Genomic DNA, 26,591 nt, shown 5'->3' with positions numbered 1-26,591 from the left:
TGCGACACGACTCGGCCTCGACGCGGCGAGGCCGAGAGGTTAAGCAGGCGTCGCAGTAGGAACGAGGCCCCCAAACGGGGCCGCGGGGAGACCCTAAGCAGATGACCGTGCTCGTCACCGGTGCCGCCGGCTTCATCGGTATGCATACCGTGCGCGCCCTGCTCGACCGGGGCGAACAGGTGGTCGGCATCGACAATCTGAACGCCTATTACGACCCCGCCCTGAAACGGGCGCGGCTGGCCGAGCTCGAGGGTCGAAACGGCTTCCTCTTCGAGCGGATCGACTTCGCCGACCGGGCGGCCATGGCCGCGTTCGACGCGCGCCATCCGGCGATCGACCGCATCGTCCATCTGGGCGCCCAGGCGGGCGTGCGCTATTCCCTGCAGGAGCCGTTCGACTACGCCAACGCCAATCTGATCGGCCATCTGGTGATGCTGGAGATGGCCCGCGGCCGGATGGAGGCGAGGGCCGGCCGGCCGGCCCTGAAGCATCTGGTCTACGCCTCCTCCTCCAGCGTCTACGGCGCCAACCGCGAGATCCCCTTCTCGGTGGAGGACAGGGTCGACCGGCCGGTGTCGTTCTACGGGGCCACCAAGAAGGCCAACGAGGTGATGACCTACAGCTATGCCAGCCTGTACGGCATCCCCGCCACCGGCCTGCGGTTCTTCACCGTCTACGGCCCCTGGGGCCGGCCCGACATGTCACCCTGGCTGTTCACCGAGCGGATCCTGCGGGGCGAGCCGATCCAGGTGTTCAACCACGGCCGGATGCGGCGCGACTTCACCTATATCGACGACATCGTCGCCGGCGTCCTCGCCGCCCTCGACCGTCCGCCCGCCGGCACCGACGGCGCGCCGCCGTGCGTTCTGTACAACCTGGGCAACCACGAACCTGTCGCCCTGCTCGACTATATCCGGGTGATCGAGACCGCCTGCGGCCGCGCCGCCGAGCTCGACATGAAGCCGATGCAGGCCGGCGACGTGGTCGAGACCTATGCCGACATCGCGGCCAGCACCCGGGACCTCGGCTACCGACCGGCGACCTCGATCGAGGACGGCATCCCGCGCTTCGTCGACTGGTTCAAGCGCTATCATCGGGCTTCGGCACGGCCCTGACGGGAACTATTCCTCGACCGACTCGTCCGCGCGCACGCCCCAGACGTCGCCGCGGCGCAGCCAGCCGTCGATGCCGGCGACCTCGACCTCGCACCAGTCGGCGCGGCAGGCCTCCAGCCAGGCGATCACGCCCGGCTCCAGCCGCGCCATCGGCGGCGAACTCTCCGCCGGCTCACTGCGCAGCAGACGAACGGCGGTGATCACGATCACCGTGCGCCGGCCGGACAGCATGGACTGGTGCACCCAGCCCTCGGTGCCCTCGAAGTCGCGGATCTTGCGCCAGGTGTCGAACTCGGCGACCACCTCCACCGGCAGGTTCGGGCGCTGGAACACCCAGTCGATCGGATAGCGCACGCCGGGCCCGGTGCGGACATTCACCTCGCGCGCCCGCAGGGTGACGAAGCGCGGAATCGGCAGGCCGGTCTCGGTGCCGACCGAGGTCATGGCCGACCGGCTCGCGCCGGACTGCGCTCCCGCCGCCGCCGGTGCGGCCAGGAGGGCGACGAGGAGCAGGACGAAGGCGCGCATTGGGGCTCCGGATGTCGCGGTGGGATATCGGTCCACGGGTCTTATACCGCTATCCATGGCGCTCGTTAAGGCCACGCACTACAATATACATCGTCGTCTCGCCCGTGCCGGGGGACAGGGGCCGGCGGCCGCATCGACGCAGGTGACAGGACGCCGCGACCCTGCTACCCCACCGCCGGGCGCGGCCGGGCTCGTGCCCATCGCGGCCGGATCGATCGCCGGGAGGAGAGCATGCCGCAGTCGAAGAAGCGCGTCGTCGTCACGCGAAAGCTTCCCGATCCGGTGGAAACCCGGATGATGGAACTGTTCTCGACCGTCCTGAACCTGTCGGACGAACCGATGAGCCGCGACCAGCTCGCCGCCGCCGCGCGAGACTGCGACGTGCTGGTGCCGACCGTGACCGACCGGATCGACGGCAGCCTGATCGAGCAGGCCGGCGAGCGGCTGAAGCTGATCGCCTCGTTCGGCACCGGCGTCGACCATATCGACCTGCGCGCGGCCAAGGCCCGCGGCATCACCGTCACCAACACCCCCGGCGTCCTGACCGAGGACACCGCCGACATGGTCATGGCGCTGATCCTGGCCGTCCCGCGGCGGCTGGTGGAGGGCAACGCCCTGATCACCTCGGGCAAATGGACCGGCTGGGCACCGACCCGGATGCTCGGCCACCGGATCCACGGCAAGCGCCTGGGCATCGTCGGCATGGGCCGGATCGGCCAGGCGGTCGCCCGCCGCGCCCGCGGCTTCGGCCTCTCGGTGCACTACCACAACCGCAAACCCGTCCATGCCGATATCGAGAACGAGCTCGAGGCGACCTACTGGGACAATCTCGACCAGATGGTCGGGCGCATGGACATTCTGTCATTGAACTGTCCCCACACGCCGGCCACCTATCACCTGATGAACCGGCGGCGGCTCGCCCTGATGCAGCCCCATGCCTATGTGGTGAACACCGCCCGCGGCGAGGTGGTCGACCAGGAGGCCCTGGTGGAGGCGCTTAAGGAGCGCCGGATCGCCGGCGCCGGGCTCGATGTCTACGAGCACGAGCCGGAGGTCGCCAGCGGGCTGCTCGACCTGGATAACGTAGTGCTGCTGCCGCATATGGGCAGCGCCACGATCGAAGGCCGTCAGGACATGGGCGACAAGGTCATCATCAACGTGAAGACCTTCGTCGACGGACACACGCCGCCCGACCGGGTCATCGAAACCATGTTCTGACGCCGAAGCCTGGGTGACACCCCCTTGATCCCGATGTCCAGCAACCGCCCCGACATGCCCACCGACCCGGACGCCGCCTCGGGGATCACGGTCCCTCTGGAGGCCCTGGTGGGATCGGACGCGCCCCGCGCGATGCATGATTTCGTGAAATACTGGATCGACAAGCGCGGCGAGGCCTGGATGCCCGCCTTCGGCGACATCGATCCGGTGGACATTCCCTGGGCCCTGTCGCGGATCTACGTCGTCGATGTTCTGCCCGACGGGGATTTCGTCTACCGGCTGGCGGGCGAGGCCGTCGCCGAGCGGTATGACCGGACCCTGAAGGGCACGCGGATCAGCGATCTGTTCTCCGACCGGAGCGCGGATCTCATTCTGGAGCGCTGGCGGCGGGTCGCCTCCGGGCCGAGCGCCTACTACTCCTACACCCAGCACGCCTCGATCCGCGGCCCGTCGGTCACCGCGCGCCGGGTCATGCTGCCGCTGGGTGGCGACGGTCGGACCGCCGACCATCTCCTGGGATTTGCGATGTTCGATGAGGACGAGAGGAGCCAGGACCAGTTCTCGAACGGCCTGATCACCAAGGACGTGCGCTGGTCTGATTTGCGGCGGTAGGAGCGCCAGTTGTTGCGCCGGTTTGTGGCGTGGGTGCCGCTACTCCGCCACCGGCAGGTCGTCGGCGATGATCTCACGCACCACGTCGATGAGGCTGGCGAAATACGGCTCGCGGATCGTGCCGACCGGTGTCAGCGCCGCTGCTTCGCCCGGAAGCAGGTAGCCGCTATCACCCGCATCCGAGGCAGGACGGGCATCCAAGGGCATGATCGATACTCCCCAACTTTCGTCGGATAAGCTAAACAGAGCCATGTAAAGAAAGGATTAATGCCTCCAGGGAATGTCCGAGGAGGCATTGAGCCCCCGCAACTCGGCCCTACCGCCGGATCCTCCGATGACCGTCGACCAGATCTCCACCCTTTCGCTTCTCGCCGTCGTGGTCGTCCTGTTCATCTGGGGACGATGGCGGGTCGATGCCGTCGCCATGCTGGCGCTGATGGCCTCCGTCTTCGTCGGCATCGTCGCGCCGGAGGACGCCTTCAAGGGCTTCGGCCACCCGGCGGTGATCACCGTCGCCGCCGTCCTGGCCCTGTCCTCCGCCCTGGCCCGCTCCGGCGTGGTCGACCTGATCGCCGCCTGGATCGAGCGCTTCGCCTCGACCCGGCTGACCCAGATGGCGGCGCTGTCGACGCTGGGCGGGGCGATGTCCGGGTTCATGAACAACGTCGGCGCGCTGGCCCTGCTGATGCCGGTGGCCCTGTCCATGGCCAAGCGCACCGGCTATTCGGCGTCGCTGATCCTGATGCCGCTGTCCTTCGCCACCATCCTGGGCGGCCTGGTCACCCTGATCGGCACCCCGCCGAACGTGCTGATCGCCCAATACCATCAGAGGATCACCGGGCACGGGTTCGAGCTGTTCGACTTCGCCTGGACCGGCGTGCCGATGGCGGTGGTCGGTATCCTGTTCCTCACCCTGGTTGGCTGGCGCCTGCTCCCGTCCTCCAGCAAAGGCGGGGCGGCGGGCGACGCGCCGTTCGACATCGACAGCTACCTGACGGAGCTCGTGGTGCCGAAGGAGGCGAAGGTCGTCGGCAAGACAATCGACGAGATCGCCGAGGAGATGGAGACCCCGCCGCAGTTCGACGGCATCGTGCGCGGCCGCAACCGGGTGATCCGCCGCCTGCATATCGCCAAGCTCGAAGTCGGCGACGTCCTGCTGGTCCACGGCGACACCGAGGCGATCGAGGAGCTGGTCTCCAAGGGCTTCAAGATGGTCGCGGCCAAGGACCTGAAGACCGAGGACGGCGAGAGCCCGATCGACACCGACGCGCTGGCGATCGTCGAGGCGGTGGTCGCGCCGCGCTCCTGGCTGGAAGGCCGGACGCCGGCGCTGGTCACCCTGCGGGCGCGCTACGGCATCAACCTGCTGGCCATCGCCCGGTCCGGGGCGCCGATCCGCTCGCGCCTGCGCGATGCCCGGTTCCAGGCCGGCGACGTGCTGCTGCTGCAGGGGCCGCGCGACCAGATCAACGACACCGTGCGGGCGCTGGGCTGTCTGCCCCTGGCCTACCGCAACCTGTCGCTGGAGCCGCGCCGCGCGCTGGTGCCGATCCTGCTGTTCGCCGCGGCGATCGTCGCCACCGTCACCAACGTCATCCCGGCCGCCGTCGCCCTGACCGCCGCGGTGGTCGCCCTGGTCTTCCTCAGGGGGCTGACCATGCGCGAGGTCTACGAGGCGATCGACTGGCAGGTGATCGTCCTGCTGGCCGCCATGATCCCGGTCGGCGGCGCGCTGGAGACCACCGGTGCCGCCAACGTGCTGGCCGGTGCCATCGCCGCGGTCGCCTGGAGCGCCGATCCGCACCTGATCCTCGGCGTGGTGCTGATCCTGACCATGACCCTGTCGGACATCATGAACAACGCGGCGACCGCCGTGGTCATGGCGCCGGTTTCCGTCGGGCTGGCCGAGGCCATCGGCGTCAATCCCGACCCGATGCTGATGGCCGTGGCGGTCGGTGCGTCCAGCGCCTTCCTGACCCCGATCGGCCACCAGAACAACCTGCTGGTCATGGGTCCGGGCGGTTACAGGTTCGGGGATTACTGGCGCATGGGCCTGCCGCTGGAGATCATCCTGGTGGCCATGGGCGTGTGGCTGATCCCCTGGGTCTGGCCGTTCACATGACCCTGTCGGCCCGGGTCGCGAGGAGGGCCGCATGATCCCGGCCCGGCATCTGCCCCTGGTCCTGATGCTGATCCTGGGCAACCTCTGGGGCCTGTCCTTCTCGCTGTCGAAGACGGCGGTGCTCGGCGGCATCCATCCGCTGGCCTATGTCTGGATGCAGACCACCGGGGCGACCCTGTTCCTGTTCGCGGTCTGCTACCGGGCCGGCATCAAGGTGCCGACGAGCCGGCGCCATCTGCTGCTTTACGCTGCGACCGGGCTGGTCGGCACCGTGCTCCCGAGCATCACCATCGTCACCACCGCTCTGCACGTGCCGGCGGGGATCATCTCCACCCTGGTGACCACCGTGCCGATGATGACCTTCACCCTGGCGGTGACGCTGGGGCTGCAGCGGTTCGAGCCGCTGGCCCTGGCCGGGCTGACCCTCGGGCTGATCGGCGTGCTGTTCCTGGTGGTGCCGGATGCCAGCCTACCGAGCGCCGACATGACCGGCTGGGTGCTGTTCGGCATGCTGACGCCGGTGTTCTACGCCACCAACGGCATCCTCGCCGCCCGCCTGCGTCCGGCCGGAACGTCCTCGCTGGCGGCGGCGCTGGGCATGATGGCGACGGCCTCGGTGGCCAGCCTGCCGGTGATGCTCGCGACAGGGACGTTCCACCCGCTCTTCGCCGAGGGACCGACGGCGCACGACCTGGCGATGACCGGGCAGATCGTCATCACCTGCGTGGCCTACATCATGTATTTCGAGATCAACGAGCGCGCCGGCCCGGTCTATCTCAGCCAGGTCAGCTACGTGGTGAACGTGGCCGGACTGTTCTGGGGATTCGCGATCTTCGGCGAGGTGCCGTCGCCCTGGCTCTGGGCGACGGTGGTCCTGGTGTTCGCCGGGGTGTACCTGGTCAACCGGACCACCAGGGCGAAGCCGGCCTGATCCCGCTCACCCTGATCGTCTTCCCGGCCCTGCCCGGGACCGAGAGAGGACGCGAGCCGAAGCGTCAGGGCCCTATGACCGAAGGCTCCAAGCAGGTGCCCCCCTGGGCCCCGGCGCGAGGCCGGGGAGACGGTGGATATGACGTTGTTGTCGTACTCCCCTTTCCGTCTTCCCGGCCCTGCGCCGGGATCTGGAGAGGGAGCGTGCCGGAGCGTCGGGATGCTATCGCCGAGCGCTCCAGCAGGTAACGCGTCTGGACCCAGGCGCGAGGCCAGGGAGACGGTGGCGCTCGGGGAGCGCCCTTACGCCGCCATCGCCGGGAGCTGCCAGTTCACCTTGGCCATGTCGGCGGCCAGCGCGTCGGCCTTTTCCTTCGGCAGCGGCAGGAACGGCGCGCGCACGTTGCGCCAGGACGCCTTGCCGCTCTCGCGGGCCAGCAGTTCCTTGAGACCGGCGGCCGCCGGGTAGTTCTGCAGCGCCAGACGCTGGGCGGTGAGCTGCTCCTGCAGACCCTCCATGTCCGGCGCGCCGGCCTTCCAGGCGGCATAGACCGCGCCGCAGAGCGACGAGGTGCAGTTGCCGGTCGCGGTGATCGTGCCGACGCCGCCGGCCTTCAGGGTGTCGAGCAGATAGCGCTCGGTGCCGGCGAAGACGTCGAAACCGTCGAACGCCTCGGCCATCGCCTTCATGTTGGCGAAGTCGCCGGAGCTGTCCTTGATGCCGCAGAACACGCCGGGGAATTCCTTCAGGAACCGGCCGATCAGGTCGTGGCTGAACGGCACCGCCGACATCTGCGGGAAGTGGTAGAGATAGATCTTCATCCGGTCGTCGCCGACCGCCTCGACCACCCGCGCGAAATGGGCGAACAGGCCGTCGTCGCTCGGGTTCTTGTAGTAGAACGGCGGCAGCATCAGCGCCGACTCGATGCCGATCTCCAGGGTCTTCTTGGTCAGTTCGACCGTTTCCGGCAAGGAGCAGCAGCCGGTGCCGATCATCATCCGGTCCATCGGCAGCCCGGACTCGCCGAGCACGTCGAGGAAGTCCAGACGCTCCTTCAGGGACAGCGAGTTCGCCTCGCCCGTGGTGCCGAACAGCAGCACCCCGTCGCAGCCATTGGCGAGCAGCCACTTGCTGTGATCGAGGGTGCCCTGGACATCGATCGACAGATCGTCGTTGAACGCGGTCAGGCCTGCGGCCATCACGCCTTTGATGCGCTCGCTCATCGGTTTCCTCCGGGCGGTATGTTGAGCGCCGACCATATTGCGCAGTTCCACGGCAATCAAGCGCCCGCGCGCCGCGGCGGTGCCTCAGCCCCCGATATATTGGCGCAGGGTCTCCGCCATCTTCTCCGGCGCGATGCCATGGTTGAAATGGGTGACGTACCGGCCGTTCGGATCGAGCAGGTAGGTGATGGAGGAGTGGTCCATCAGGTAGTCGGACGCGCCCTCATCGTCGGCCTTGGCGTAATAGACCCGGAATTCCCGGGCGACCTTGGCGATCTGCTCCTCGCTGCCGGTCAGCATGGCGAAGCTCGGGTGGAAATACTCGTGGTAGCCGGCGAGCTGCTCGACCGTGTCGCGCTCCGGATCGATGGTGATGAAGATCGGCGTCACCTTCTCGGCCAGCGGGCCGAGCGCGTCCAGCGCCGTGGTGACGGTCGCCATGGTCGTGGGGCAGATATCGGGACAATAGGTGTAGCCGAAGAACACGATCTGCCAGTCGCCCTGGTAGGTCTTCTCCGTCACCTGCCGGCCGGTCTGGTCGGTCAGGGTGAACGGTCCGCCGACATCGACCTCGCCGTCCTTGGCCTGCCAGATGAAATAGCCGGCGGTCACCGTGCCGACGAGGGTCGCGGTGAGCAGGGTGACGACGAACAGGAAGACGCGGGACGACATGGGATCACCCTTCGGCGGGTCGCGGAACAGGCACGCGCCTCGGTCATATGGGACGGCGGTGCCCGCGTCAAAGCCGGCGCGGCCCGATGCGGCGGAATTGCCGCAGGCGCCGGCGGCCCGTAGGCTGTCGACATGAGCGATCCGAAAACCCTGCGGATCTTCGTCGGCACCGCCGAGGGCACGCGCCTGGCCGAGCGGTTGGCCGAACATTTCTGCCCGGCCGCGCGCCTGCTGGTCACCCTGCATTCCGGCGCGAGGCCGCCCCGCGGCTGCCTCGTCGACCGGCTCGGCGATACGGAGCCCGGCGAGGCGGCGACGGTGATCGACGCCCTCGACCCGTTCGACCGGTCGGCGGTGCGGGCGCTGCGCGAGACCGCGCGGCGGCGCTCGCTGCCCCGCCTGACCTACCGGCCGCGCGGCTGGGAGCGGCATCCGCTCGACCGCTGGGTGGAGGTCCGCGACCTGGAAGGGGCCGTCGGCGCGGTCGCCTCGGTCGCCCGTACCGCCCTGCTCTGGCTACCGCCGCGCGACGTCGCCGCCTTCGCCACGGTCGGCGGTCTGCGCTTCCCGACCCGCCTCGCCCGGCCGCCGGTGACATGGGCCCTGCCGCCGCGCTTCGAGCCGATCCTGGCCCCGCCCCCCTACAGCGTGGCCGGCGACACCCTGCTGCTGCGCCGCACGGGGGCCCAGGCCGTGGTCATGCGGAAGACCGGCGCCGAGACCGACGCGCCACTGGTGCGCGCGGCCCGCAGCCTCGACCTGCCGATCGTGATGATCCGCCCGCCGATCGAGCGCAGCGAGGTGCCGGCCCGCTCGATCGACGTGGCCGTGGACTGGGTGGACTCGATCCTGAACCCGCCGGACTACCTCAGAACCTCCAGGGAGTGGCGTTGACGAAGACCACCGCGGACTGGCCGTCCGGATAGAGGTCGATCCGGCTCACCGAGACGGTCTCTGCATGGAAGGACAGCGCCCGTTCCGGCGCCAGCGCCAGGGCATGGGCCAGGGCCGCGCGGATCGATCCGCCGTGCATGACCGCGACCACGTCGCGGCCCGGCAGCTTGGCGCTCCACTCGTCCAGCGCCGCGCTGACCCGGCCGACCACGTCGACGAAGCTCTCGCCGTTCGGCGCCCGCTCGTCCGCCGGCGCCAGCCAGAACCGGCGATAGGCCTCCGGATGGCGCTCGCGGATCCGATTGCGGTCGCCGCCCTGCCAGTCGCCGAAATGCTGTTCCATCAGGCGCGGCTCGTCGATCGGGTCCGGTCCTTCGGCGCCGGCCGCCCTCAGCGCCGCCGCGGTCTTACGGGTCCGGTTGAGCGGGCTCTGCAGCCAGACGGCCTGCGTCGGCAGCAGCCGGGCGACCGAGGTGAACACCTTTTCGTCGGCCACGTCGCAGTCGAGATCGATCTGGCCGTAGATGGTGTTGGTCGGATTGATCACGGGGGCGTGGCGGACGAGCCACCAGCGGGTCGGCGCGGGCATGCGGTCTCCTTCAGGCAGCGAGATAGGCGGCGATGGCGGCGAGTGCCGCGACCTCGGCGGTCTGCTCGGCGGCGCCCAGCACGTCGCCGGTAAGCCCGCCGATCTGCCGCCGGGCCAGCATGCCGACGAGGACGGCCGCGACGCCGGCGGCGATGGCGGCGGCGAGGCCGATCCCGGCGGGCAGCACGAACAGGGCGACGGCAACGGCGATCGCGGCTGCCCAGAGCGCGCCGGTGCGTCCCGGCTTGCCGGCGGCACAGCCGAGCCCGTCCCCGGCCGCGAAGGGCAGCGCGCGGGCCAGGCCGGGCACCACGCCCCGGGCGACGGCGTGGGCGGCGATCATCGCCAGCACGGCGGTATCGGCCTCCAGGGCGGCGAGGCAGGCAGCCTTGAGGCTCACCGCCAGGATCAGGGCAAGGACGCCGTAGCTGCCGATCCGGCTGTCGCGCATGATCCGGCGCTTGGCCTCGGGATCGCGCCCGCCGCCGAACCCGTCGGCCAGATCCGCCAGCCCGTCCTCGTGCAGGGCGCCGCTGGCCAGGGCCGAGGCAGCCAGGGCGATCAGCGCGCAGACGGCGCCCGGCAGGCCGGCGGCATCGGCCACCGCGAAGGCCACGCCGCCGATCAGGCCGATCGCGAGGCCGACCACCGGGAAGGCCCAGGCCGCCGCCATCAGCGGGCGCGGGTCGATGATCGGCCGGGGCCAGGGCAGCCGGGTCAGGAAGACGGTGGCCAGGCCCAGTTCGTCGAACCAGCGCGAGGTCGGCCCGCCGGAGCCCGGACCGTCGGAAGGAGGCGTATCGGTCATGTCGATGGTCTCGCTTTGCGTCACATCGGTCGAGCGGGTATAGCCTTCGCCCGACGTTGCAACAACCGTGGCCCCAAACGAGGTCCCACTCGAGGTCTCATGTCCAAGACCGGTTTCGACCCCGCCGACGCCTCGCTCGACGAGATCCGCGCCCTGTTCAAGGAACTGCCCGGCCCGGACCTGGAGGCCGCCACCTCGGCCGCCGAGCGCGAGGCCCAGCTCACCAAGCCACGCGGCTCGCTGGGCCGTCTGGAGGAGCTGGCAAGCTGGCTGGCCACCTGGCAGGGCCGGCATCCGCCGGAGATGCGCCACCCGCGCACGGCGGTCTTCGCCGCCAACCACGGCGTCGCCGCCCGCGGCGTGTCGGCCTATCCGGCCGAGGTCACCGCGCAGATGGTGCAGAACTTCATCGCCGGCGGGGCCGCGGTGAACCAGCTCTGCCAGGCCTTCGACGCCGACCTGCGGGTCTACGAGATGGCGCTGGAGCAGCCGACCCAGGACTTCACCCAGGGCCCGGCGATGGACGAGGGCGCCTGCGCCCGGGCGATGGCCTACGGGATGATGGCGGTGGAGCCGAACCTGGACGTGCTGTGCCTCGGCGAGATGGGGATCGCCAACACGACCTCGGCCGCCGCTCTGGCCTGCGCGCTGTTCGGCGGCGAGGTCTCCGACTGGGTCGGCCGCGGCACCGGGGTGACCGGCGACGCGCTCGCCCGCAAGACCGACGTGGTGGCCGAGGGTGTGGCGAAGCACGCCGCCCTGACCGATCCGCTGGAGACGCTGGCCGCCCTGGGAGGCATGGAGCTGGCGGCGATCGCCGGTGCCGTGATGGCGGCGCGCCTCGCCCGCACACCGGTGGTGCTGGACGGCTTCGCCTGCACCGTCGCCGCCTCGGTCCTCTGGAAGATCGACCCCAAGTCGCTCGACCACTGCATCGTCGCCCACCGTTCCGTCGAGCCCGGCCACGCCAAGCTGCTGCAGCTCATCGACAAGGAGCCGCTGTTCGACTTCGGCATGCGGCTGGGCGAGGGCAGCGGGGCGACCCTGGCCATCGGCATCCTGAAGGCGGCCGCCGAGTGCCATGCCGGCATGGCGACCTTCGCCTCGGCCGGCGTGTCCACCGCCTCGTCCAAGCCGCACTGATGTCCGCAAAGCCCGCACCCTGGACGGTCGAGAGCAGCCGGATCGCCTATTCCGACCGCTTCCTGCGCCACCGCATGGACCGCTGCGTCACCGAGCGCGGCAACCTGCTCGACCCCTATCATGTGATCGAGTTCAACGACTGGTGCATGGTGGTCGCGCTGACGCAGAGCGGCGACCTGGTGCTCGTGGAGGAATACCGGCATGCGGCCGGCGAGATCGTCCAGGGTCTGCCCTCGGGCACCGTGGAGCCGGGAGAGGATCCCGCCGTCGCCATGCCGCGGGAACTGCTTGAGGAGACCGGCTACGAGGGCGGGGCGTGGTTCACCCTGCCGAGCTACTGGTCGAATCCGGCAACGGCGGACAACACCTGCTACGCCTATCTGGCGGTGGGCGTGTCGCCGACCGGCAGCCAGAAGCTGGACGACGGCGAGACCATCGCGGTCGTCACGGCCGATCCGGCGGAGACCCTGCGCGAGATCCTGAGCGGCGACCGCAAGGCCCATGGGCTGCACATCGCCAACCTGCTGCTGGCGCGGGAGGTTGCGCGGTCCGAGCTGGCCGACCATCCGGCGGCGGCGAAGCTGATCGGAAACTAGCCGTCATCCTGATGCAAATCAGGACCATGATACGGACGGCCGACACAGCGCGGCTTGGTCCTGTCGTGCATCAGGATGACGGCAAACGTTTACTCCCCGGTCTGCAGCAGCTTGCCCTCTTCCCGCGCCTTGGCGAAGGCCCAGGCGAAGGTCGCGGCACCGATCCCCAGATACACCACGTCCAGCAGCAACGCCCGGCCCAGCAGGTCCCAGCGGAACACGCCCTCGACCATCAGCGCCCGCATGCCCTCGAACACATGGGCCGACGGGGTCAGCCAGGCGAGCCAGCGCACCGCCTCCGGCAAGGTCTCCACCGGGTAGTAGACGGCACTGATCGGCGCCAGGGCGAACATCGCCACCCAGGCAAGCGACTCCGCCCCCAGCCCCGCGCGCAGCACGATGGCGGTGATCACCATGCCGATACCCCAGCCCATCCCCATCAGCACCAGGAAGAAGGCAAGCAGCGGCAGGCCGAGATCGAAGATCGAGAACTCGTAGAGCAGGATGGCGATGACCGCCGCGAACACCCCGCCGAGCACCGTGCGGATCGCGCTCATGGTGATCAGCGCCACCACCAGCTCCCACGGCCGCAGCGGGCTGACGAACAGGTGGCCGAGATTGCGCGACCACATCTCCTCCAGGAAGCAGATGGTGAATCCGATCTGGCCCCGGAACAGCAGGTCCCACAGCAGCACGCCGGCGATCAGCACGCCGCCGGCCTGGGCCAGCCAGCTCGACTGGGTCATGAAGAACTGGGAGACCAGCCCCCACAGGATCATCTGCACCGTCGGCCAGTAGGCGAGCTCGGCCAGGCGCGGCCAGGACCCGCGGATCAGGTACCAGTAGCGCCGGACCATGGCGGCGATCCGACGGGCGGAGGCGGCCGGGCCGGTCACCCGGTGCATCTCGGTTGTCACGCTCATGCCGGCACCTCGTCGCTGGCGGGTTCGGCCTCCGGCTCGGCCCTGCGGTCGCGGGCGATGTCGAGGAACACGTCCTCCATGGTCCGCCGTCCGTATTTCGCCAGCAGCTCGGCCGGGCTGCCCTGGTCGACGATCTTGCCCGCCCGCAGCATCAGCACCGAATCGCACAGCCGCTCGACCTCCGCCATGTTGTGCGAGGCCAGCAGCATCGTGGCGCCGGTATCGGCGCGGTACTCCTCCAGATAGCGGCGTACCCAGTCGCCGGTATCCGGGTCGAGCGACGCCGTCGGCTCGTCCAGCAGCAGCAGGTCCGGATGGTTCACCAACGCCTTGGCGAGCGCCACCCGGGTCTTCTGCCCGGCCGACAGCTTGCCCGCCGGCCGGTCCAGCAGATCGGCGATGTGCAGCCGGTCGGCCAGCTCCGCCACCCGACCCTTGGCGTCGGACACGCCGTAGAGCTCGGCATAGACGATCAGGTTCTGACCCACGGTCAGCCGGTGCGGAAGTTCCACATAGGGCGAGGAGAAATTCATCCGGTGCAGCACGGCATAGCGGTCGCGCACCAGGTCGTGACCCAGCGCGCGCACCGCGCCGGAGGTCGGCAGCAGCAGACCGAGCAGCATGGAGATCGTCGTCGTCTTGCCCGCCCCGTTGCCGCCGAGCAGGGCGACCGTCGCGCCCGACGGCACGGAGAACGAGACGTCGTCGACGGCGCGCACGGTGCCGAAGGACTTCGTCAGATTCCTGACTTCAAGGGCAGGGGTCATGGGAAAACCGGGTCGTGAGGGATCGGCGGGAAGCAGGACCATAGGCGCTCGATGCCGGCCTGGAAAGTTTCGCGCGCCCGCGCCATTCTGCGGCGATGACATTCGCCCATGACAGCCTCGATCCCGGCCGCCCGGTCACCACCCGCACGGTCAGCGTCCGCACCCTCGTCGTCATCCGCTGGGTGGCGCTGGCGGGCCAGGTGGCGGCCCTCGTCCTGGTCGCCTTCGGGCTCGGCTCGCCGGTGCCGCTGCCGCCCAGCCTGGGCGTGGTCGCCGTCTCCGCCCTGCTGAACCTGCGCCTGCAGATGCGCCGCGACGGCCGTGAGCGGCTGCGCGAGGGCGAGGCCGCGTTCTACCTCGCCTTCGACATCATGCAGCTCTCGGTGCTGCTGTATCTGACCGGCGGGCTGGAGAACCCCTTCGCCCTCATGCTGCTGGCCCCGGTGACCGTGTCGGCGACCATCCTGGGACGCAAGTCCACGGTGAACCTGTGCCTGCTGGCGATGGTCTGCGCCTCCCTGCTGACGGTGAGCCATCTGCCGCTGCCCTGGGTGGAGGCCGAGTTCGCCCTGCCGGAGCTTTACGTCACCGGGATCTGGTGCGCCCTGGTGATCGCCCTGGTGTTCAACGCCGCCTATGCCTGGTGGGTGGCGGAAGAGGCCCGCCAGCTCTCGACCGCCCTGGCCGCGACCCAGCAGGCCCTGGCCCGCGAGCAGCGCATGGCCGCCATGGGCGGTATCGCCGCCGCGGCCGCCCACGAACTCGGCTCCCCGCTCGCCACCATCGCCGTGGTCGCCCGCGAGCTGGCGCGCGAACTGCCGAAGGACAGCGACCTGACCGAGGACGTCCAGCTCCTGCTGTCGGAAAGCCAGCGCTGCCGCGAGATCCTGGCCAGCCTCGGCCGCGACCCGACCCCCGACGCCGCCCAGCCCTTCACCGCCATCCCGATAGACCTTCTGGTCGAACAGGCCGCCGCCCCGCACCAGCGCGACGACGTGGCGGTGATCGTCGAGGTGCAGGACCGCGACAGTCTCGCCGAAGGCACGGCCGGCCGGGAGGTTCCGAGCGTCACGCCCAGCCCGGAGCTGTTGCACGGTATCGGCGCCTTCATCCAGAACGCGGTCCAGTTCGCCAAGGCGACGGTGGAGGTCGCGATCGTGGTCGGGCCCCGGGCGCTCACGGTCACGATCGAGGATGACGGACCGGGTTTCCCCCTGACCCTGCTGACCCGGCTGGGCGAGCCCTATGTCTCGGGTCGGGGCAACCGGGACGGCCATATGGGCCTGGGCGTGTTCATCGCCATCACCCTGCTGGGACGGACCGGCGCGCAGGTGGAATTCGCCAACCGCCACGAGGGCGGCGCCCGGGTCGTGATCCACTGGCCCGACGGGGTGATCCGCGGCGACTGACCGGCGGGCAAATCCACGCGCGTTTGTGGAAAAAAATAGGGTACAATTTATTTTTCGCGTCTTTTGATATTCATCGTTTGTAAATCTATAGAGCGCTATTTGCGCGCGCTGCTTTGAATTCAGCGCCCTTCCAAATTCCTTTTTTTGGAGTCACTCCCCCCAAATGAAAAACCTTTCTATCATGGCCAAGATCTCCGGCCTTATCGCGTCCCTTGTGCTCGTCGCGGCCGTGATCGGTGGCGTCGGCATCTACGCGATCGGTGAGCTTGCAGACCAAACCAAAAGCGTCAGCGTCGCCGGCGAAGAGGCTCTCCTCGCCGCCCGCGTCAACCGCAATGTCACGGTGCTCAACCGCGCCGAGTTCCGGGTCGCCGCCGACCCGAGCCAGACCATCCTCGACGAGGCCAAAGCAACGATCGCCGAAGAACGCGCCAAGATCGACGAGCGCCTGACGCGGCTCGACGCGACGGCCACCCCTGCTCAGGCGCGGATGATCGACACGATCCGCGCGGCCTATGCCGCCTATGTCGTCGAACTTGAAGAAACCCTCGCGATCGCCGAGAAGGTCTCCGGCAACGTTCAGCTCAATGCCGCCCAGCAGGAACTCGTTCAGTCGGCCCGCGCCTCGCGCCGCCAGGCCAACAAACTCGAGGAGGTGGTCCGAACCTATGCCGATAGCGCTAGGGACGGAGCCCTTGGCACCGCCAAGACCGCGATCGAAACCGGGAGCGCCCTGAGCCTGACGATGATCGTCATCGCCGCGGCCGGCCTGCTCGCCGGTGCCGGCGCCGGCTTCGCACTTGGCCGATTTGGCGTCGCGCTTCCGCTGCAAAAAGCGGTCGGGACGCTGCGTCAGCTCGCCGGTGGCGACACCGCGACCCAGATTTCCGGCGGCGATCGCGGCGACGAGATCGGTGACATCGCGCGCGCCATGGACACCTTCAAGCAGGGCCTGATCGAGCAGCGCCGGCTCGAGGCCGAGGCCGACGAGAACAAGCGGCTGGCCGAGGAACGCCGCAAGGCCGACCTGATCGCGCTGGCAAACCAGGTCGAGGAGCGGATCGGTCAGATCACCCGCGAGGTTGGCAAGTCGGTCACCGACCTGCACGCCGCCGCGACCCAGATGTCGGCCGCGGTCGAGGAGACCTCGGCCCAGAGCACGGCGGTTGCCGCCGCCTCCGAGCAGGCCAGCAGCAACGTGCAGACGGTCGCAACGGCGTCGGAAGAGCTCTCCACCGCGATCGCGGACGTGACGCACCAGGTCGCCGACACCTCACGCCGGGTCAACAAGGCGGCATCCAACGCCGCGAGCGCCCAGTCGGAGATCGAGAAGCTGACCGCGGCCGTCACGACGGTCAACGCGGTGATCGAGGACATCAACGGTGTCGCCGAGCAGACCAATCTCCTGGCCCTGAACGCCACGATCGAGGCGGCCAGAGCCGGCGAGATGGGCAAGGGCTTCGCGGTGGTCGCCGCCGAGGTCAAGGGCCTGGCCCAGCAGACCACCAAGCTCACCGAGAGTGTCGCCGGCCGCATCGAGACGGTCGTGTCTTCCGCCGCCCATGTGGTCAGCGTGCTCCGGAGCCTCATCGAGGAGATTTCGGAGATCGACGAGGCGGCCACAGCCGTCGCGGCCTCGGTGGAAGAACAGTCCGCCGCGACCCAGGAGATCAGCCGGAACGCGACGGAGGCGGCTGCGGGCACCAGCGAGGTGTCGTCGAACATCACTGGCGTCCAGACGGCGGCAACCCAGACCAGCCAGGCGACGATGATCGTCAGCGGTGCCGCAAACGGCCTGCAGACGAACATGGTGGCCCTCGAGAAGGCCGTCGATCAGCTGGTCGGCGAGTTGCGGGCCGCCTAAAGCAATTCACGATCAGGTGGAAACATCTGCTCGTGAATTGCTCTGTCTCTATTGGGTTAGAGGGCGATCCACGGTTCAGGTCGTTTCGACCTGAACCGATCGCGCAATGACGCAAGACGCGGTCATCCGGGATCACCAAGAGATCCCCCCGACGTGCGACACACTCCAGCCGTCGCCATACACCGCAGGGCGGCGTCCGACCCTATTGCTAGCCACGGGCGCCGTCACATTATAGAAACGGGGGGAACGCCGGTCACTCATCCGGATCGGCGCCCGGAACGTAAACGGACATCATGACGATGGCTGATCAACCGGAACCGAAAGCACTGACAGCGCCCAGCGGCGGGGACGTCACCCTGCTGATCGTCGATGACGACGCGCCGCTGCGCAACCGCCTCGGACGGGCCATGGAACGGCGCGGCTTCGACGTGCGTCTTGCGGAATCCGTCGAGGAAGGTGTCGGAATCGCCCGGCGGGAACGCCCGGCCTATGCGATCCTCGACCTGCGGCTGTCCGACGGCAACGGCCTCGACATCGTCGCCGCCCTGCGCGATGCACGATCCGATGCCCGGATCATCATGCTGACCGGCTACGGCAACATCGCCAGCGCCGTGGCCGCGGTGAAGGCGGGCGTACTCGACTACCTGCCGAAGCCGGCCGATGCCGACGCCATCACCGCCGCCCTGCTCGACCACGCGGACGCGCTGCCGCCGCCCCCGGAAAATCCGATGTCGGCCGACCGGGTGCGCTGGGAGCATATCCAGCGGGTCTACGAGCAGTGCGACCGCAACGTGTCGGAGACCGCCCGCCGGCTGAAGATGCACCGCCGCACTCTGCAGCGGATCCTGGCCAAGCACGCGCCGCGGGATTGAGGGTTTCCCCTTGATGTAAGGCCTTGTGCCGGGGCCTATAGGTCTGCGTGCTTAGCGGTGGAACGCAATTCTCTATCGGGCAGAGCAACCCCATGCGCGGGCCCCGGCACAAGGCCGGGGAGTGAGTTCAGGGTCTGGGTGGGAGAGAGAGCGGGAAAAGAACCGCTAGAGCAGATCGTGCGGTGACGGTATCACTCCGTGATCGCGTCAACGTGCGTGAATATGCTCTATCTGATTGTTTTAGAGACAAATTCACCGACCATACTGAATCATGAAATGATTCAATATGGTCGGATTTGGCTCTAGCTGACCCGGCTTTCCTGGGTGAGCAGTTTGTCGACGTAGCGGCCCTGATACATCGTGATGCCGAGCGACTGGCCGAAGCGGATCGCCTCGTCGCTGTCGCAGCGGGTCAGGATGATGCGGGCGCGGCCGCAGCGGTCGATATGTTCCTTCAACTCGTTCGTCCGGTTGCCCGACAGATCGTCGGCCATGTCCGGCGACCAGATCAGCTTCAGCAGGTCGAGCCCCAGCCGCTCGCGGTCTATGAACTGCAGCGTCAGGTGGTTCAAGCCGTCCAGACAGATCCGGTAGCCGCGCTCGCGCATGAAGTCGCGGGCGAACATGTAGGCGCCCATGTCGCCGAAGATGTCGATCTTCTGCAGCTCGATGACCACGGTGCCGCGGGCGATCGCCTTCAGCGAGCTGTCGAAGTTCAGGAACGGCGGCGACAGGATGGTGCCGACATTCAGGTTGATGCTGAACGAACTGGCGATCGACGTGTCGTCGTTGCGCACCAGCATGGACAGCATGCGCGAGTCCAGCGTCTGGGTCAGGTGCTGGAACAGCCACAGGTTCGAGGCCAGGTCGAATTCCGGCAGCACCGACTGCTGCAGGTCGGCGATCGAGATGTAGAGCTCGCGGAACACCGGCTGCGGGTTCATGTTGCCCGGGGTGATGGCGCAGACCGGCTGACGGCGCATCAGGTTCGACAGGTCGGCGCGGCGCAGGAAATTCTCCAGCTTGCCGAGCTGCTCCGGATCCAGGGCCTTGCGCGAGCCCTTGGAGCGCTGCTGGCCCTTCTCGCTGGCGACGGCGAGCCGCGCCTTGCGCTCACGCTCCCGGTGCATGGACTTCACCAGGTCGAGCAGCTCGTCGTACTGGCTCTCGACATTGTACCAGGTGCAGAACCGGGCCAGATCCTCTTCCTCGTCGCCCTGGCTCAGCGGATCCTCGCTGAACAGGTAGCGCACCTTCATGATCGCCGCGTCGATATCCTCGATCGCCGCGTCCTTGCAGATGAAGAAGAGATCCATGTTCGAGAGGATGAAGATCTGCCCCTCGTAATTGTTGGTCATCCCCTCGAAGGTCGCCGCCGCGATCCGGATGTGGTGCTCCTGGCGGTTCTGCGGACGCAGGCGCGACAGGTGAATGTGCACCGCCATCCGCCCGTCGAGATTGCGTCCGAGACGCTGGAGATAATCGAGCAGGAGATATTCCTGGCTCGGCCCTCGTGATCGGTTTTGCGTTTGGCTCAGCGCCATCGTCGTCCCGCTCTGGTCAATCCACCCGGTCGGCCACCGCCTGAAGCCCCGGGCAGGGATGCGAAGCTATCACTGTCTGCTACCCAGGTAAACGCGACGCACGGTTAAGAAATCGGAAATAACAGCAGGGTTTCTACGAATTTAGCCGTACTCCGACCGGAATCCATCCTCTCCGATTCGACAATATCAGAATTATGGCCGGCGGCTCAAATCAATGACCAGTCGGTCGGAACCGTCGACACGATCTCCAGGGTCGGGTTGTCGTCGTCGACCACATCGAGGACCGCAACCTCGCCCGCGTCGTTCTGCAGCAGCAGGTCGCGGGTGAAGGACGGGGCCAGATCCTCGAGGTCGAGGATCCGCCAGTTGGCCTCCACGGTGATGGTCTCCTCGGCCGCAACCGACGCGCCGTCCATCATCCACAGGGTGGTGGTGTCGCCGGAGCGCCAGACCACGTCTGCCTTGCCGTCGCCGGAGAAGTCGCCCACCAGATCGGCCTCCCAGACGGAGTCGAGCTGACCGACGTCGGTGCGGGTCACCGCGTTGCCGTCGGATTCCCACACGCTGACGGTGCCGTCCGCCGCGCGCACCAGCAGGTCGTCGCGCCCGTCGCCGCCGAAATCGGCGATGCCGACGATTTCCGTCGAGGCGTCCAGCGCGAACTCGGCGGACCGGGTCGCGCCGCCGGCATCCGCCACGTCGATCCAGGCGCTGATGCCGCCGGTGGCGCCGTTGCGCCACAGCAGGTCGTCGGTCCCGTCGCCGTCGAAATCGCCGGTGCCCGCCAGGGACCATCCGGCGCCCACGGTCTGGGTCAGACCGGCGGTGGACACGCCGTTGTCGCCGAGCTGCCAGACCGAGACGGACCCGTCTCCGCTCAGCAGCAGGTCGTCGGTCCCGTCGCCGTCGAAGTCGCCGGTGGCCGCCACCGTGGCATCGGTCGGCAGGCCGGTCTGGGTGCCCTGTTCGGTGATGCCGGCGGCATCGACGCCGACCACCGTGGTCGCCCCGGTCGCAGTGTTCTGGATCAGATGCTCGTCGGCCTGGCCGTCGCCGTTGAAGTCGCCGGACGCCAGGATGCGCTCATCGGCGCCCAGGGCCCGGGTGTCGAGCACGGCGGTGCCGTCCTCGTCGACCGCCAGCGCCCGCAGCATGCCGTCATCGCCCTGGGCGGTGACAACCGTGGCGTCGTCCGCCACCGAGCCAAGACGCGGCAGCAGATCGCGCACCGGCTCCTCGCCCAGCACCAGTTCCACATTGTCGATGCGCGCGCCGTGATTGTCCGACGTGCCGTCGGCATCGGCGCCGACGAAGGAGATGGTGTGCTCGCCGACCCCCAGGTTCAGGGTGACCACATCGCTGTGCCACGAGGTCTGAGCGTGGGTCTGGGTGTAGACGACCTGCCCGTCGATCTCGATGCTGAACTCGCTCGTCGCCGCCGGATTGTTGCTGTACTGGCGCGCCGAGAAGTCGAAGGACAGGGTGTGCAGCCCGGCTTCCTGGATGGTGAATTCCTGGGTGACCTTGGCGTTGGTGTCGCCGCTTCTGCCGCCCTTGTCCGGATGGCTGTCGAGTTCCAGCACCTGGTTGTCGTGACCGCTCTGGATCGCCTGGCCGCCCAGATCGTCGTCCTGGATCTCGATCGGCGCGGTCCCGGTGACATCCGGCGTCGCATCCTCGGCGAACCAGCCCTCGATCTCGGTGAAGGTGCCCCAGCGGCCGTGGTTCAGCGCCGGAGTGTTCTCGAAGTCGCCGTTCAGCAGCAGGTTCACCCCGGCGCCCGGGCCCATGTCGCCGCCGATGACCAGCCGTTCGATTCCGTCGAGCGTCACGCCGTCCAGATCGCCCATGCTGTCGATATAGACGGTGTCGAAGCCGACGCCGCCGACCAGCGAGGTGTCGCCCGCACCGGCATACAGCGCGTCGTTGCCGGCACCGCCCGACAGGGCGTCATTGCCTTCGCCGCCGATCAGGGTGTCGTCGCCGTCACCGCCGGAGAGGGTGTCGTTGCCGGCCCGGCCGTCGAGTTCGTCATTGCCGGAGCCGCCGAGCATCAGGTCGTCGCCCGAGGTCCCGGCCTGCGGCAGCAGGGTGCGGGCCGGCTCGGTGCCGGAGACCAGTTCGATATTGTCGATCAGCGCGCCGTGGCGATCTTCGAGGAGGGTGCCGCGCAGGCTGATCGTGTGCTCGCCGACGCCCAGATCCAAGGTCAGCCAGTCGCTCACCCAGGCGTGCGGCGCGTCCTCCTGGCTGTAGACGACCTCGCCGTCGATCAGGATGTCGAAGCCGCTGGTCTCCGCAGTGTTGCCGTTGAACTCGCGCGCGGCGTAGTCGAAGGACAGGGTGTAGGTGCCTTCGTTGAACACCGTGAAGGCCTGCTCGACCAGCGCGTTGTTGTGGTTGACCGGCTGGCCGCCCTCCTCCGGACCGGAGTCGAGTTCGAGAACGTTGTTGTCCGACACCCAGCTGTCCGGCGATACCGGCGCGCCGCCGATGCGGCCGTGCTGGATCTCGATCGGCGCGGTGCCGGCGATCTCCGGGTCGGTGTCGATCGCGGTCCAGCCGTCGATCTGCTGGAACATGGTCCAGACGTTGGTCAGCTCGGTCGGCGTGGTCTCGAAATCGGCGTTGATCAGCAGGTTCTGGCCTTCGCCCGGACCGGTGCTGCCGCCGACCACCAGATGCTCGATCCCGTCGACGGTCACGCCGTCCAGATCGTCGATGCTGTCGACATAGAGCGTGTCGTCGCCGGCCCCGCCGATCAGGCTGGCATCGCCGGCGCCGCCATACAGGGCGTCGTTGCCGTCGCCGCCCAGCAGCACGTCGCTGCCCGCGCCACCGACCAGGACGTCGCCGGCCGAGTTGTCGGCGCCTTCGGGCGTCACGGAAATGCCCGTGATCAGGTAGTCACTGCTGTCGGAAGACCCGCTCTGGCTCACGCCGCCATAGGGCAGGGCGGTGAAGACCAGCGTGTCGAAGGCAGCGGCGGGTGCGATCTCGACAGTGGTGGAGATCCCGGTCTCTGAGGTGGTGTCGATATCCCCCTCGCCGACCAGCACGCCGTCGCGATACGCCGTCCAGTGGCCGACTTCGCCGCCGCTACCCTCATTCGGGAACAGGCGGTCGACCTGAACCGTGGCACCGGTGGCCGGACTGTCGAGCTCGACGATGAGCTGTTCGGAGACGCCCGTGGCCGGGTCGTAGCCGAGCTGCACCGCCGGGCCGGTTCCGGTGTTGCCGTCGACGCCGATGTTGGAGCCGGACGTGGAGACATGCTCGACGCTGGCATCGGTCAGCGCGCCGTCGACGATCTTGCGGCCGGTGACGGCGTAGCCGGTATCGGTCTCGGCATAGTTGGAGGCGTTGATCTCGAGCGCGGCCGGATTGGCGTCGCCGTCGCCGGAGATCGTGTCGTTACCGGCGCCGCCCGACAGGGTGTCGGAGCCGCCGCCGCCGGAGATCACGTCGTCGCCGGCCAGCCCGGAGATCAGGTCGGCGTCGGGCGAGCCGATCAGCGTGTCGTCGCCCTCAGTCGGGCCGAACGGATTGACGAAGCCTGCCGCTTCCAGCGCGTCCATGTCGGCCGCGTTCGGGTTGGAGGCCTTGGTCTCCTGCCGGTCGGTCTCGTCGATCTCGTAGCGCACGACCATCGTGCCGCTGGGCGCCTCGCTCCAGAAGAAGCTGTCGCCCGGCTCGGCGACGAGCGGCCCGTCCTGCGGATCCTCGACGCCGTACATGTCGGCGGTGGCCTCGATCGCCACGTCGTTCGGGTTGTGCAGGCGCCAGATCTGCTCAAGGTCGCCGTCGCCGTCGAGATCGGCCTTGCCCATCGCGGTCAGGGTCAGCCGCTCAAGCGGAACGGTCTCGGCCAGCGCGATGTCCACGCCATCGGCATCGACGGTGAGCTCGGCCGTGCCGAAATCGCCGTCGACCTGGAAGCTGGCATCGACATTGCCGTCGCCGTCGGTGTCGAGGTTGACCGTGGTGACGTCGTTCTCGGAGGTCAGGGTGACGTCGAGCTGGCCGGTGCCGCCGGTGACCCGGATGGCGTCCTGCTCGGCGTCGTAATCGGTGATCCGGTCGCCATCGAGATCGGCCGCCGTGCCGGCGAAGGTGTCCGCACCGTCGCCGCCCGTGAGCGTGTCGGCTCCGGCGCCGCCGGACAGCAGGTCGGTCCCCGCGCCACCGAGCAGCGCATCGCTGCCCGCTCCGCCGGACAGGGAATCCGCGCCGTCGCCGCCCGAGAGCACGTCGTTGTCGGCCAGGCCTTCCATGCGGTCGTTGCCGGTACCGCCCGACAGGGTGTCGTCGCCGGAATTGCCGGCCAGCCAGTCATTGCCGGAGCCGCCGGAGACCAGGTCGTCACCGACATTGCCCCAGGCGACGTCGTCGCCCTCGCCACCGATCAGGGTGGTCGCCCCCTGGCCGTAGCGGTGGCTCGCCAGATCGAGGATGTCGTTGCCGGCGCCGCCGTCGATCACCTCGATGCCGGACAGGCGTCGGCCGCCGTAATCCAGCACGATATCGTCGGCGCCGTCGGAGCCGAGCAGGGTGTCGCTGTCACCGGTGCCGCTGTCGGTATAGGTGTCGTAGCGGGCATGGCCGGCACCGTTGGAACCGGTGCCCTCGGCGTCGGTGATGCTGCCGTCGGTCAGCGGGTTCTCGGGATCGCCGACCTGGTAGTTCTGGATGCCGTTGGTCTGGTCGCCGGTCCAAAGGTACAGGTCGTCGCCGGCACCGCCGTCGAGGCTGTCGCGTCCGGCGCCGCCGCTCAGGGTGTCGTCGCCCGCACCGCCCTTCAGGGTGTCGTTGCCTGTGCCGCCCTCCAGGCGGTCGCCGCCGGTGCCGCCGGACAGGGCGTCATTGCCCGCGCCGCCATAGACGGTGTCGGCGCCCGCGCCGCCACTGACCACGTCGTCGCCGGACTGGGCGTTCACCAGGTCGTCGCCGGCGAGCGCATCGATCGTGTCGTCGGTACCGGAGAGGCCGGTGATCGTGTCCGCGCCCTCGGTGGCGCCATAGGGATCGACCGGGTCCTCGCTGAGGGTCAGGGTGAGACCGCCCGCGGTCTCGGTCAGCGTCGCGCCCTGGTAGTTGCCGGAGACCCGGAAGCTGGACAGCGGGTTGCCGTTCCCGTCGTCGCCGATTTCCACCAGGGTCTTCGTGCCCTCGATGGTCAGCGAGACCGGCGTGCCGGTGTCGGAGAGGTCGGAGATCACGATCTCCTCGCCCTCGGCGTAGTCGCCCAGCAGGTCGCCGTTCAGATCATCCAGCGTGCCGGTGAAGACGTCGTCGCCGACATTGCCGAACAGGTAGTCGGCACCCGCGCCGCCGCCGATCGTGTCGGCGCCGTTGCCGCCGAACACCCAGTCGACGCCGTCGCCGCCCTCGATGGAGTCGTTGCCGGCACCGCCGGTGAGCTGGTCGTTGCCCGCCTCACCCGACAGGGTGTCGTCGCCGCCATCGCCGGCCAGCCGATCCACGCCGTCCCCGCCGACCAGCAGGTCGTTGTCGCCGCCGCCCACCAGGGAGTCGTTGCCGTCACCGCCGCGCAGCGTGTCGGAGGCCCCGCCGCCGAGCAGGGTGTCGTTGCCTGCACCGCCATCGAGCAGATCGTTGTCGGCCCCGCCGTCGAGCCGGTCCTTGCCCTCGCCGCCCGACAGGGTGTCGTTGCCGCCGCCGCCGCTGATCGTGTCCTCGCCGTCCTGGCCGAGCACGACATCGTCGCCGTCCTCGCCGTTGAGCACGTCCTCGCCCTGGCCGCCGGAAATCGTGTCGTTGCCGCCGCCGCCGAACACCACGTCCGCCGCCGAGAGGGCGGTGATGAGGTCGTCCTCCTCGCCGCCGGAGAGCGTGTCGCTGTCCGGCGTGCCCATCAGACCGTCATTGCCTTCGCCGCCGGTCAGCGTGTCGTTGCCGGTACCGCCGGAGATCGTGTCCCCGACACCGCCGCCGAAGAGCGTATCGGCGCCATGGCCGCCGCTCAGGGTGTCGTTGCCGCCGCCGCCGACCAGCACATCCGTGCCGTTGCCGCCGCGCAGGGAATCCTCGCCCGCGCCGCCGGACAGCGAGTCCGCGTCATGGCTGCCCTCAAGCGTATCGTCGCCGGCGCCGCCGAGCACCGTGTCCGACCCGTTGCCGCCGCCCAGCGCGTCGTTGCCGTCGCCGCCGGAGAGCGCGTCGTTGCCGTGACCGCCGGTCAGGCTGTCATCGCCCTCGCCGCCCGTCAGCGTCTCGCTCTGACTGCCGTTGTTGCTCGACTGCCAGCCGCCATTCTGGTTCTGGATCCCCGGACCGGAGCCGTCGCCGAAATACAGGTAGGTCTGACCGCCCTGAACCGTCGCCGACACACTGTCGAAGCTGCCGGTCATGTCGAAGGTCATGTCGGCCGAGCCGTCGCCCGTGGTGTCGATGGAGACCGTGGTGACGCCGCCTTCGGTGCTCAGGCTGACGGCGTCGCTGTCGAACGACCCGGCGACCCGGACCAGGTCCTGGTTGTCGTAATCGCTGATCAGGTCGCCGTCGCCGGCCACGAAGGTGTCGCGGCCGAGCCCGCCGACCATTGTGTCGCTGCCGGCACCGCCGACCAGAAGGTCGTCGTCATGCCCGCCCGACAGGGTGTCGTCACCGGCGCCGCCATATAGCTGATCCGGACCGTTTCCACCCACCAGGAGGTCGTCGTCGCCACCCGTCAGGGTGTCGTTGCCGTCGCCGCCCGTCAGCGTGTCATTGCCGTCGCCACCCGTCAGGGTGTCGTTGCC

The 26,591-nt window shown here is 68.7% G+C and carries 20 protein-coding genes and 1 pseudogene; 11 read left to right on the top strand and 10 right to left on the bottom strand.

Features of this window, described 5'->3' with window-relative positions; genetic code table 11:
* The first annotated feature begins 101 nt into the window (after positions 1-101).
* Positions 102-1,115, top strand: a complete 1,014-nt coding sequence (locus BLS34_RS19685; protein WP_093153096.1) for an NAD-dependent epimerase/dehydratase family protein — start codon at positions 102-104, stop codon at positions 1,113-1,115.
* Between the two features lie 6 nt (positions 1,116-1,121).
* Here the strand turns inward: BLS34_RS19685 and BLS34_RS19680 are convergent, their stop codons facing one another.
* Positions 1,122-1,643, bottom strand: a complete 522-nt coding sequence (locus BLS34_RS19680; RefSeq protein ID WP_028795904.1) for an SH3 domain-containing protein — start codon at positions 1,641-1,643, stop codon at positions 1,122-1,124.
* A gap of 231 nt (positions 1,644-1,874) precedes the next feature.
* Here BLS34_RS19680 and BLS34_RS19675 point away from each other — a divergent pair, with 231 nt between their 5' ends.
* Both BLS34_RS19675 and BLS34_RS19670 read left to right on the top strand, forming a co-directional pair.
* Positions 1,875-2,861, top strand: coding sequence for a 2-hydroxyacid dehydrogenase (locus BLS34_RS19675; protein ID WP_028795905.1), 987 nt, complete (start codon positions 1,875-1,877; stop codon positions 2,859-2,861).
* A gap of 33 nt (positions 2,862-2,894) precedes the next feature.
* Positions 2,895-3,473: a PAS domain-containing protein gene (locus BLS34_RS19670; RefSeq protein WP_139189403.1), complete on the top strand. Its 579-nt coding sequence runs from the start codon at positions 2,895-2,897 to the stop codon at positions 3,471-3,473.
* Positions 3,474-3,512: 39 nt separating this feature from the next.
* Here BLS34_RS19670 and BLS34_RS26015 read toward each other — a convergent pair whose 3' ends face one another.
* The gene (locus BLS34_RS26015) at positions 3,513-3,680 is read right to left on the bottom strand and encodes a hypothetical protein (protein ID WP_175474310.1); all 168 of its coding nucleotides are present in this window, start codon (positions 3,678-3,680) and stop codon (positions 3,513-3,515) included.
* A gap of 127 nt (positions 3,681-3,807) precedes the next feature.
* Here BLS34_RS26015 and BLS34_RS19665 point away from each other — a divergent pair, with 127 nt between their 5' ends.
* A complete protein-coding gene (locus BLS34_RS19665; protein WP_175474309.1) occupies positions 3,808-5,595 on the top strand; it encodes an SLC13 family permease in 1,788 nt (595 codons plus the stop codon).
* Between the two features lie 31 nt (positions 5,596-5,626).
* Positions 5,627-6,526 carry a DMT family transporter gene (locus BLS34_RS19660; RefSeq protein ID WP_093153089.1) on the top strand — a complete coding sequence of 300 codons (900 nt, stop codon included), beginning with the start codon at positions 5,627-5,629 and terminating at the stop codon, positions 6,524-6,526.
* 302 nt (positions 6,527-6,828) lie between these two features.
* Here BLS34_RS19660 and BLS34_RS19655 read toward each other — a convergent pair whose 3' ends face one another.
* Positions 6,829-7,749 carry a dihydrodipicolinate synthase family protein gene (locus BLS34_RS19655; RefSeq protein ID WP_028795909.1) on the bottom strand — a complete coding sequence of 307 codons (921 nt, stop codon included), beginning with the start codon at positions 7,747-7,749 and terminating at the stop codon, positions 6,829-6,831.
* 84 nt (positions 7,750-7,833) lie between these two features.
* On the bottom strand, positions 7,834-8,421 hold the full coding sequence (locus BLS34_RS19650) for an SCO family protein (RefSeq protein ID WP_028795910.1): 588 nt from the start codon (positions 8,419-8,421) through the stop codon (positions 7,834-7,836).
* A gap of 132 nt (positions 8,422-8,553) precedes the next feature.
* On the opposite strand from BLS34_RS19650, the gene BLS34_RS19645 reads away from it, so the two are divergent.
* Positions 8,554-9,315, top strand: coding sequence for a precorrin-6A/cobalt-precorrin-6A reductase (locus tag BLS34_RS19645; RefSeq protein ID WP_093153086.1), 762 nt, complete (start codon positions 8,554-8,556; stop codon positions 9,313-9,315).
* Here the strand turns inward: BLS34_RS19645 and BLS34_RS19640 are convergent.
* Entirely contained in the window at positions 9,290-9,904 is a 615-nt protein-coding gene (locus BLS34_RS19640) for a histidine phosphatase family protein (protein WP_093153084.1), read from the bottom strand. The genes BLS34_RS19645 and BLS34_RS19640 overlap by 26 nt on opposite strands.
* A 10-nt stretch (positions 9,905-9,914) precedes the next feature.
* A complete protein-coding gene (gene cobS / locus BLS34_RS19635; protein ID WP_093153081.1) occupies positions 9,915-10,712 on the bottom strand; it encodes an adenosylcobinamide-GDP ribazoletransferase in 798 nt (265 codons plus the stop codon).
* A gap of 99 nt (positions 10,713-10,811) precedes the next feature.
* On the opposite strand from cobS, the gene cobT reads away from it, so the two are divergent.
* Together cobT and BLS34_RS19625 are read left to right on the top strand one after the other, a co-directional pair.
* A complete protein-coding gene (cobT, locus tag BLS34_RS19630; protein ID WP_028795913.1) occupies positions 10,812-11,855 on the top strand; it encodes a nicotinate-nucleotide--dimethylbenzimidazole phosphoribosyltransferase in 1,044 nt (347 codons plus the stop codon).
* Positions 11,855-12,451, top strand: a complete 597-nt coding sequence (locus tag BLS34_RS19625) for an NUDIX hydrolase (RefSeq protein WP_093153079.1) — start codon at positions 11,855-11,857, stop codon at positions 12,449-12,451. Before cobT ends, BLS34_RS19625 begins: the two co-directional genes overlap by 1 nt.
* Positions 12,452-12,540: 89 nt before the next feature.
* On the opposite strand, the gene BLS34_RS19620 is transcribed toward BLS34_RS19625, so the two are convergent.
* Together BLS34_RS19620 and BLS34_RS19615 are read right to left on the bottom strand one after the other, a co-directional pair.
* Positions 12,541-13,374, bottom strand: coding sequence for an ABC transporter permease (locus BLS34_RS19620; RefSeq protein WP_245702074.1), 834 nt, complete (start codon positions 13,372-13,374; stop codon positions 12,541-12,543).
* Positions 13,371-14,141 carry an ABC transporter ATP-binding protein gene (locus tag BLS34_RS19615; protein ID WP_093153076.1) on the bottom strand — a complete coding sequence of 257 codons (771 nt, stop codon included), beginning with the start codon at positions 14,139-14,141 and terminating at the stop codon, positions 13,371-13,373. The genes BLS34_RS19620 and BLS34_RS19615 overlap by 4 nt, the downstream gene beginning before the upstream one ends.
* A gap of 95 nt (positions 14,142-14,236) precedes the next feature.
* On the opposite strand from BLS34_RS19615, the gene BLS34_RS19610 reads away from it, so the two are divergent.
* The 3 genes from BLS34_RS19610 to BLS34_RS19600 all read left to right on the top strand — a co-directional run bounded on the left by BLS34_RS19610 (position 14,237) and on the right by BLS34_RS19600 (position 18,286).
* Positions 14,237-15,550: an ActS/PrrB/RegB family redox-sensitive histidine kinase gene (locus tag BLS34_RS19610; RefSeq protein WP_093153073.1), complete on the top strand. Its 1,314-nt coding sequence runs from the start codon at positions 14,237-14,239 to the stop codon at positions 15,548-15,550.
* A 181-nt stretch (positions 15,551-15,731) separates the two neighbouring features.
* Positions 15,732-17,414, top strand: coding sequence for a methyl-accepting chemotaxis protein (locus BLS34_RS19605; RefSeq protein WP_175474308.1), 1,683 nt, complete (start codon positions 15,732-15,734; stop codon positions 17,412-17,414).
* Positions 17,415-17,713: 299 nt separating this feature from the next.
* A complete protein-coding gene (locus tag BLS34_RS19600; RefSeq protein WP_211228985.1) occupies positions 17,714-18,286 on the top strand; it encodes an ActR/PrrA/RegA family redox response regulator transcription factor in 573 nt (190 codons plus the stop codon).
* Positions 18,287-18,588: 302 nt separating this feature from the next.
* Here BLS34_RS19600 and BLS34_RS19595 read toward each other — a convergent pair whose 3' ends face one another.
* The gene (locus tag BLS34_RS19595; protein WP_245565666.1) at positions 18,589-19,731 is read right to left on the bottom strand and encodes a hypothetical protein; all 1,143 of its coding nucleotides are present in this window, start codon (positions 19,729-19,731) and stop codon (positions 18,589-18,591) included.
* A gap of 305 nt (positions 19,732-20,036) precedes the next feature.
* Positions 20,037-26,591, bottom strand: a pseudogene (locus BLS34_RS26535) (hypothetical protein); the annotation flags it as partial.

Origin of the sequence: Thalassobaculum litoreum DSM 18839 (genome assembly GCF_900102465.1) — a bacterium.
In the GTDB taxonomy this organism is placed as follows: Bacteria; Pseudomonadota; Alphaproteobacteria; order Thalassobaculales; family Thalassobaculaceae; genus Thalassobaculum; species Thalassobaculum litoreum.
This window is presented reverse-complemented; position numbering and strand designations above follow the sequence as displayed.

Coding starts and splice junctions, on each gene's coding strand:
- BLS34_RS19650 (WP_028795910.1), bottom strand. CDS start 8,421: ATGTCGTCCCGCGTCTTCCTGTTCGTCGTCACCCTGCTCACCGCGACC.
- BLS34_RS19600 (WP_211228985.1), top strand. CDS start 17,714: ATGGCTGATCAACCGGAACCGAAAGCACTGACAGCGCCCAGCGGCGGG.
- BLS34_RS19595 (WP_245565666.1), bottom strand. CDS start 19,731: ATGGCGGTGCACATTCACCTGTCGCGCCTGCGTCCGCAGAACCGCCAG.
- BLS34_RS19645 (WP_093153086.1), top strand. CDS start 8,554: ATGAGCGATCCGAAAACCCTGCGGATCTTCGTCGGCACCGCCGAGGGC.
- BLS34_RS19605 (WP_175474308.1), top strand. CDS start 15,732: ATGGCCAAGATCTCCGGCCTTATCGCGTCCCTTGTGCTCGTCGCGGCC.
- BLS34_RS19620 (WP_245702074.1), bottom strand. CDS start 13,374: ATGAGCGTGACAACCGAGATGCACCGGGTGACCGGCCCGGCCGCCTCC.
- BLS34_RS19640 (WP_093153084.1), bottom strand. CDS start 9,904: ATGCCCGCGCCGACCCGCTGGTGGCTCGTCCGCCACGCCCCCGTGATC.
- BLS34_RS19665 (WP_175474309.1), top strand. CDS start 3,808: ATGACCGTCGACCAGATCTCCACCCTTTCGCTTCTCGCCGTCGTGGTC.
- cobT (WP_028795913.1), top strand. CDS start 10,812: ATGTCCAAGACCGGTTTCGACCCCGCCGACGCCTCGCTCGACGAGATC.
- BLS34_RS19615 (WP_093153076.1), bottom strand. CDS start 14,141: ATGACCCCTGCCCTTGAAGTCAGGAATCTGACGAAGTCCTTCGGCACC.
- BLS34_RS19685 (WP_093153096.1), top strand. CDS start 102: ATGACCGTGCTCGTCACCGGTGCCGCCGGCTTCATCGGTATGCATACC.
- cobS (WP_093153081.1), bottom strand. CDS start 10,712: ATGACCGATACGCCTCCTTCCGACGGTCCGGGCTCCGGCGGGCCGACC.
- BLS34_RS19670 (WP_139189403.1), top strand. CDS start 2,895: ATGTCCAGCAACCGCCCCGACATGCCCACCGACCCGGACGCCGCCTCG.
- BLS34_RS26015 (WP_175474310.1), bottom strand. CDS start 3,680: ATGCCCTTGGATGCCCGTCCTGCCTCGGATGCGGGTGATAGCGGCTAC.
- BLS34_RS19655 (WP_028795909.1), bottom strand. CDS start 7,749: ATGAGCGAGCGCATCAAAGGCGTGATGGCCGCAGGCCTGACCGCGTTC.
- BLS34_RS19660 (WP_093153089.1), top strand. CDS start 5,627: ATGATCCCGGCCCGGCATCTGCCCCTGGTCCTGATGCTGATCCTGGGC.
- BLS34_RS19675 (WP_028795905.1), top strand. CDS start 1,875: ATGCCGCAGTCGAAGAAGCGCGTCGTCGTCACGCGAAAGCTTCCCGAT.
- BLS34_RS19610 (WP_093153073.1), top strand. CDS start 14,237: ATGACATTCGCCCATGACAGCCTCGATCCCGGCCGCCCGGTCACCACC.
- BLS34_RS19680 (WP_028795904.1), bottom strand. CDS start 1,643: ATGCGCGCCTTCGTCCTGCTCCTCGTCGCCCTCCTGGCCGCACCGGCG.
- BLS34_RS19625 (WP_093153079.1), top strand. CDS start 11,855: ATGTCCGCAAAGCCCGCACCCTGGACGGTCGAGAGCAGCCGGATCGCC.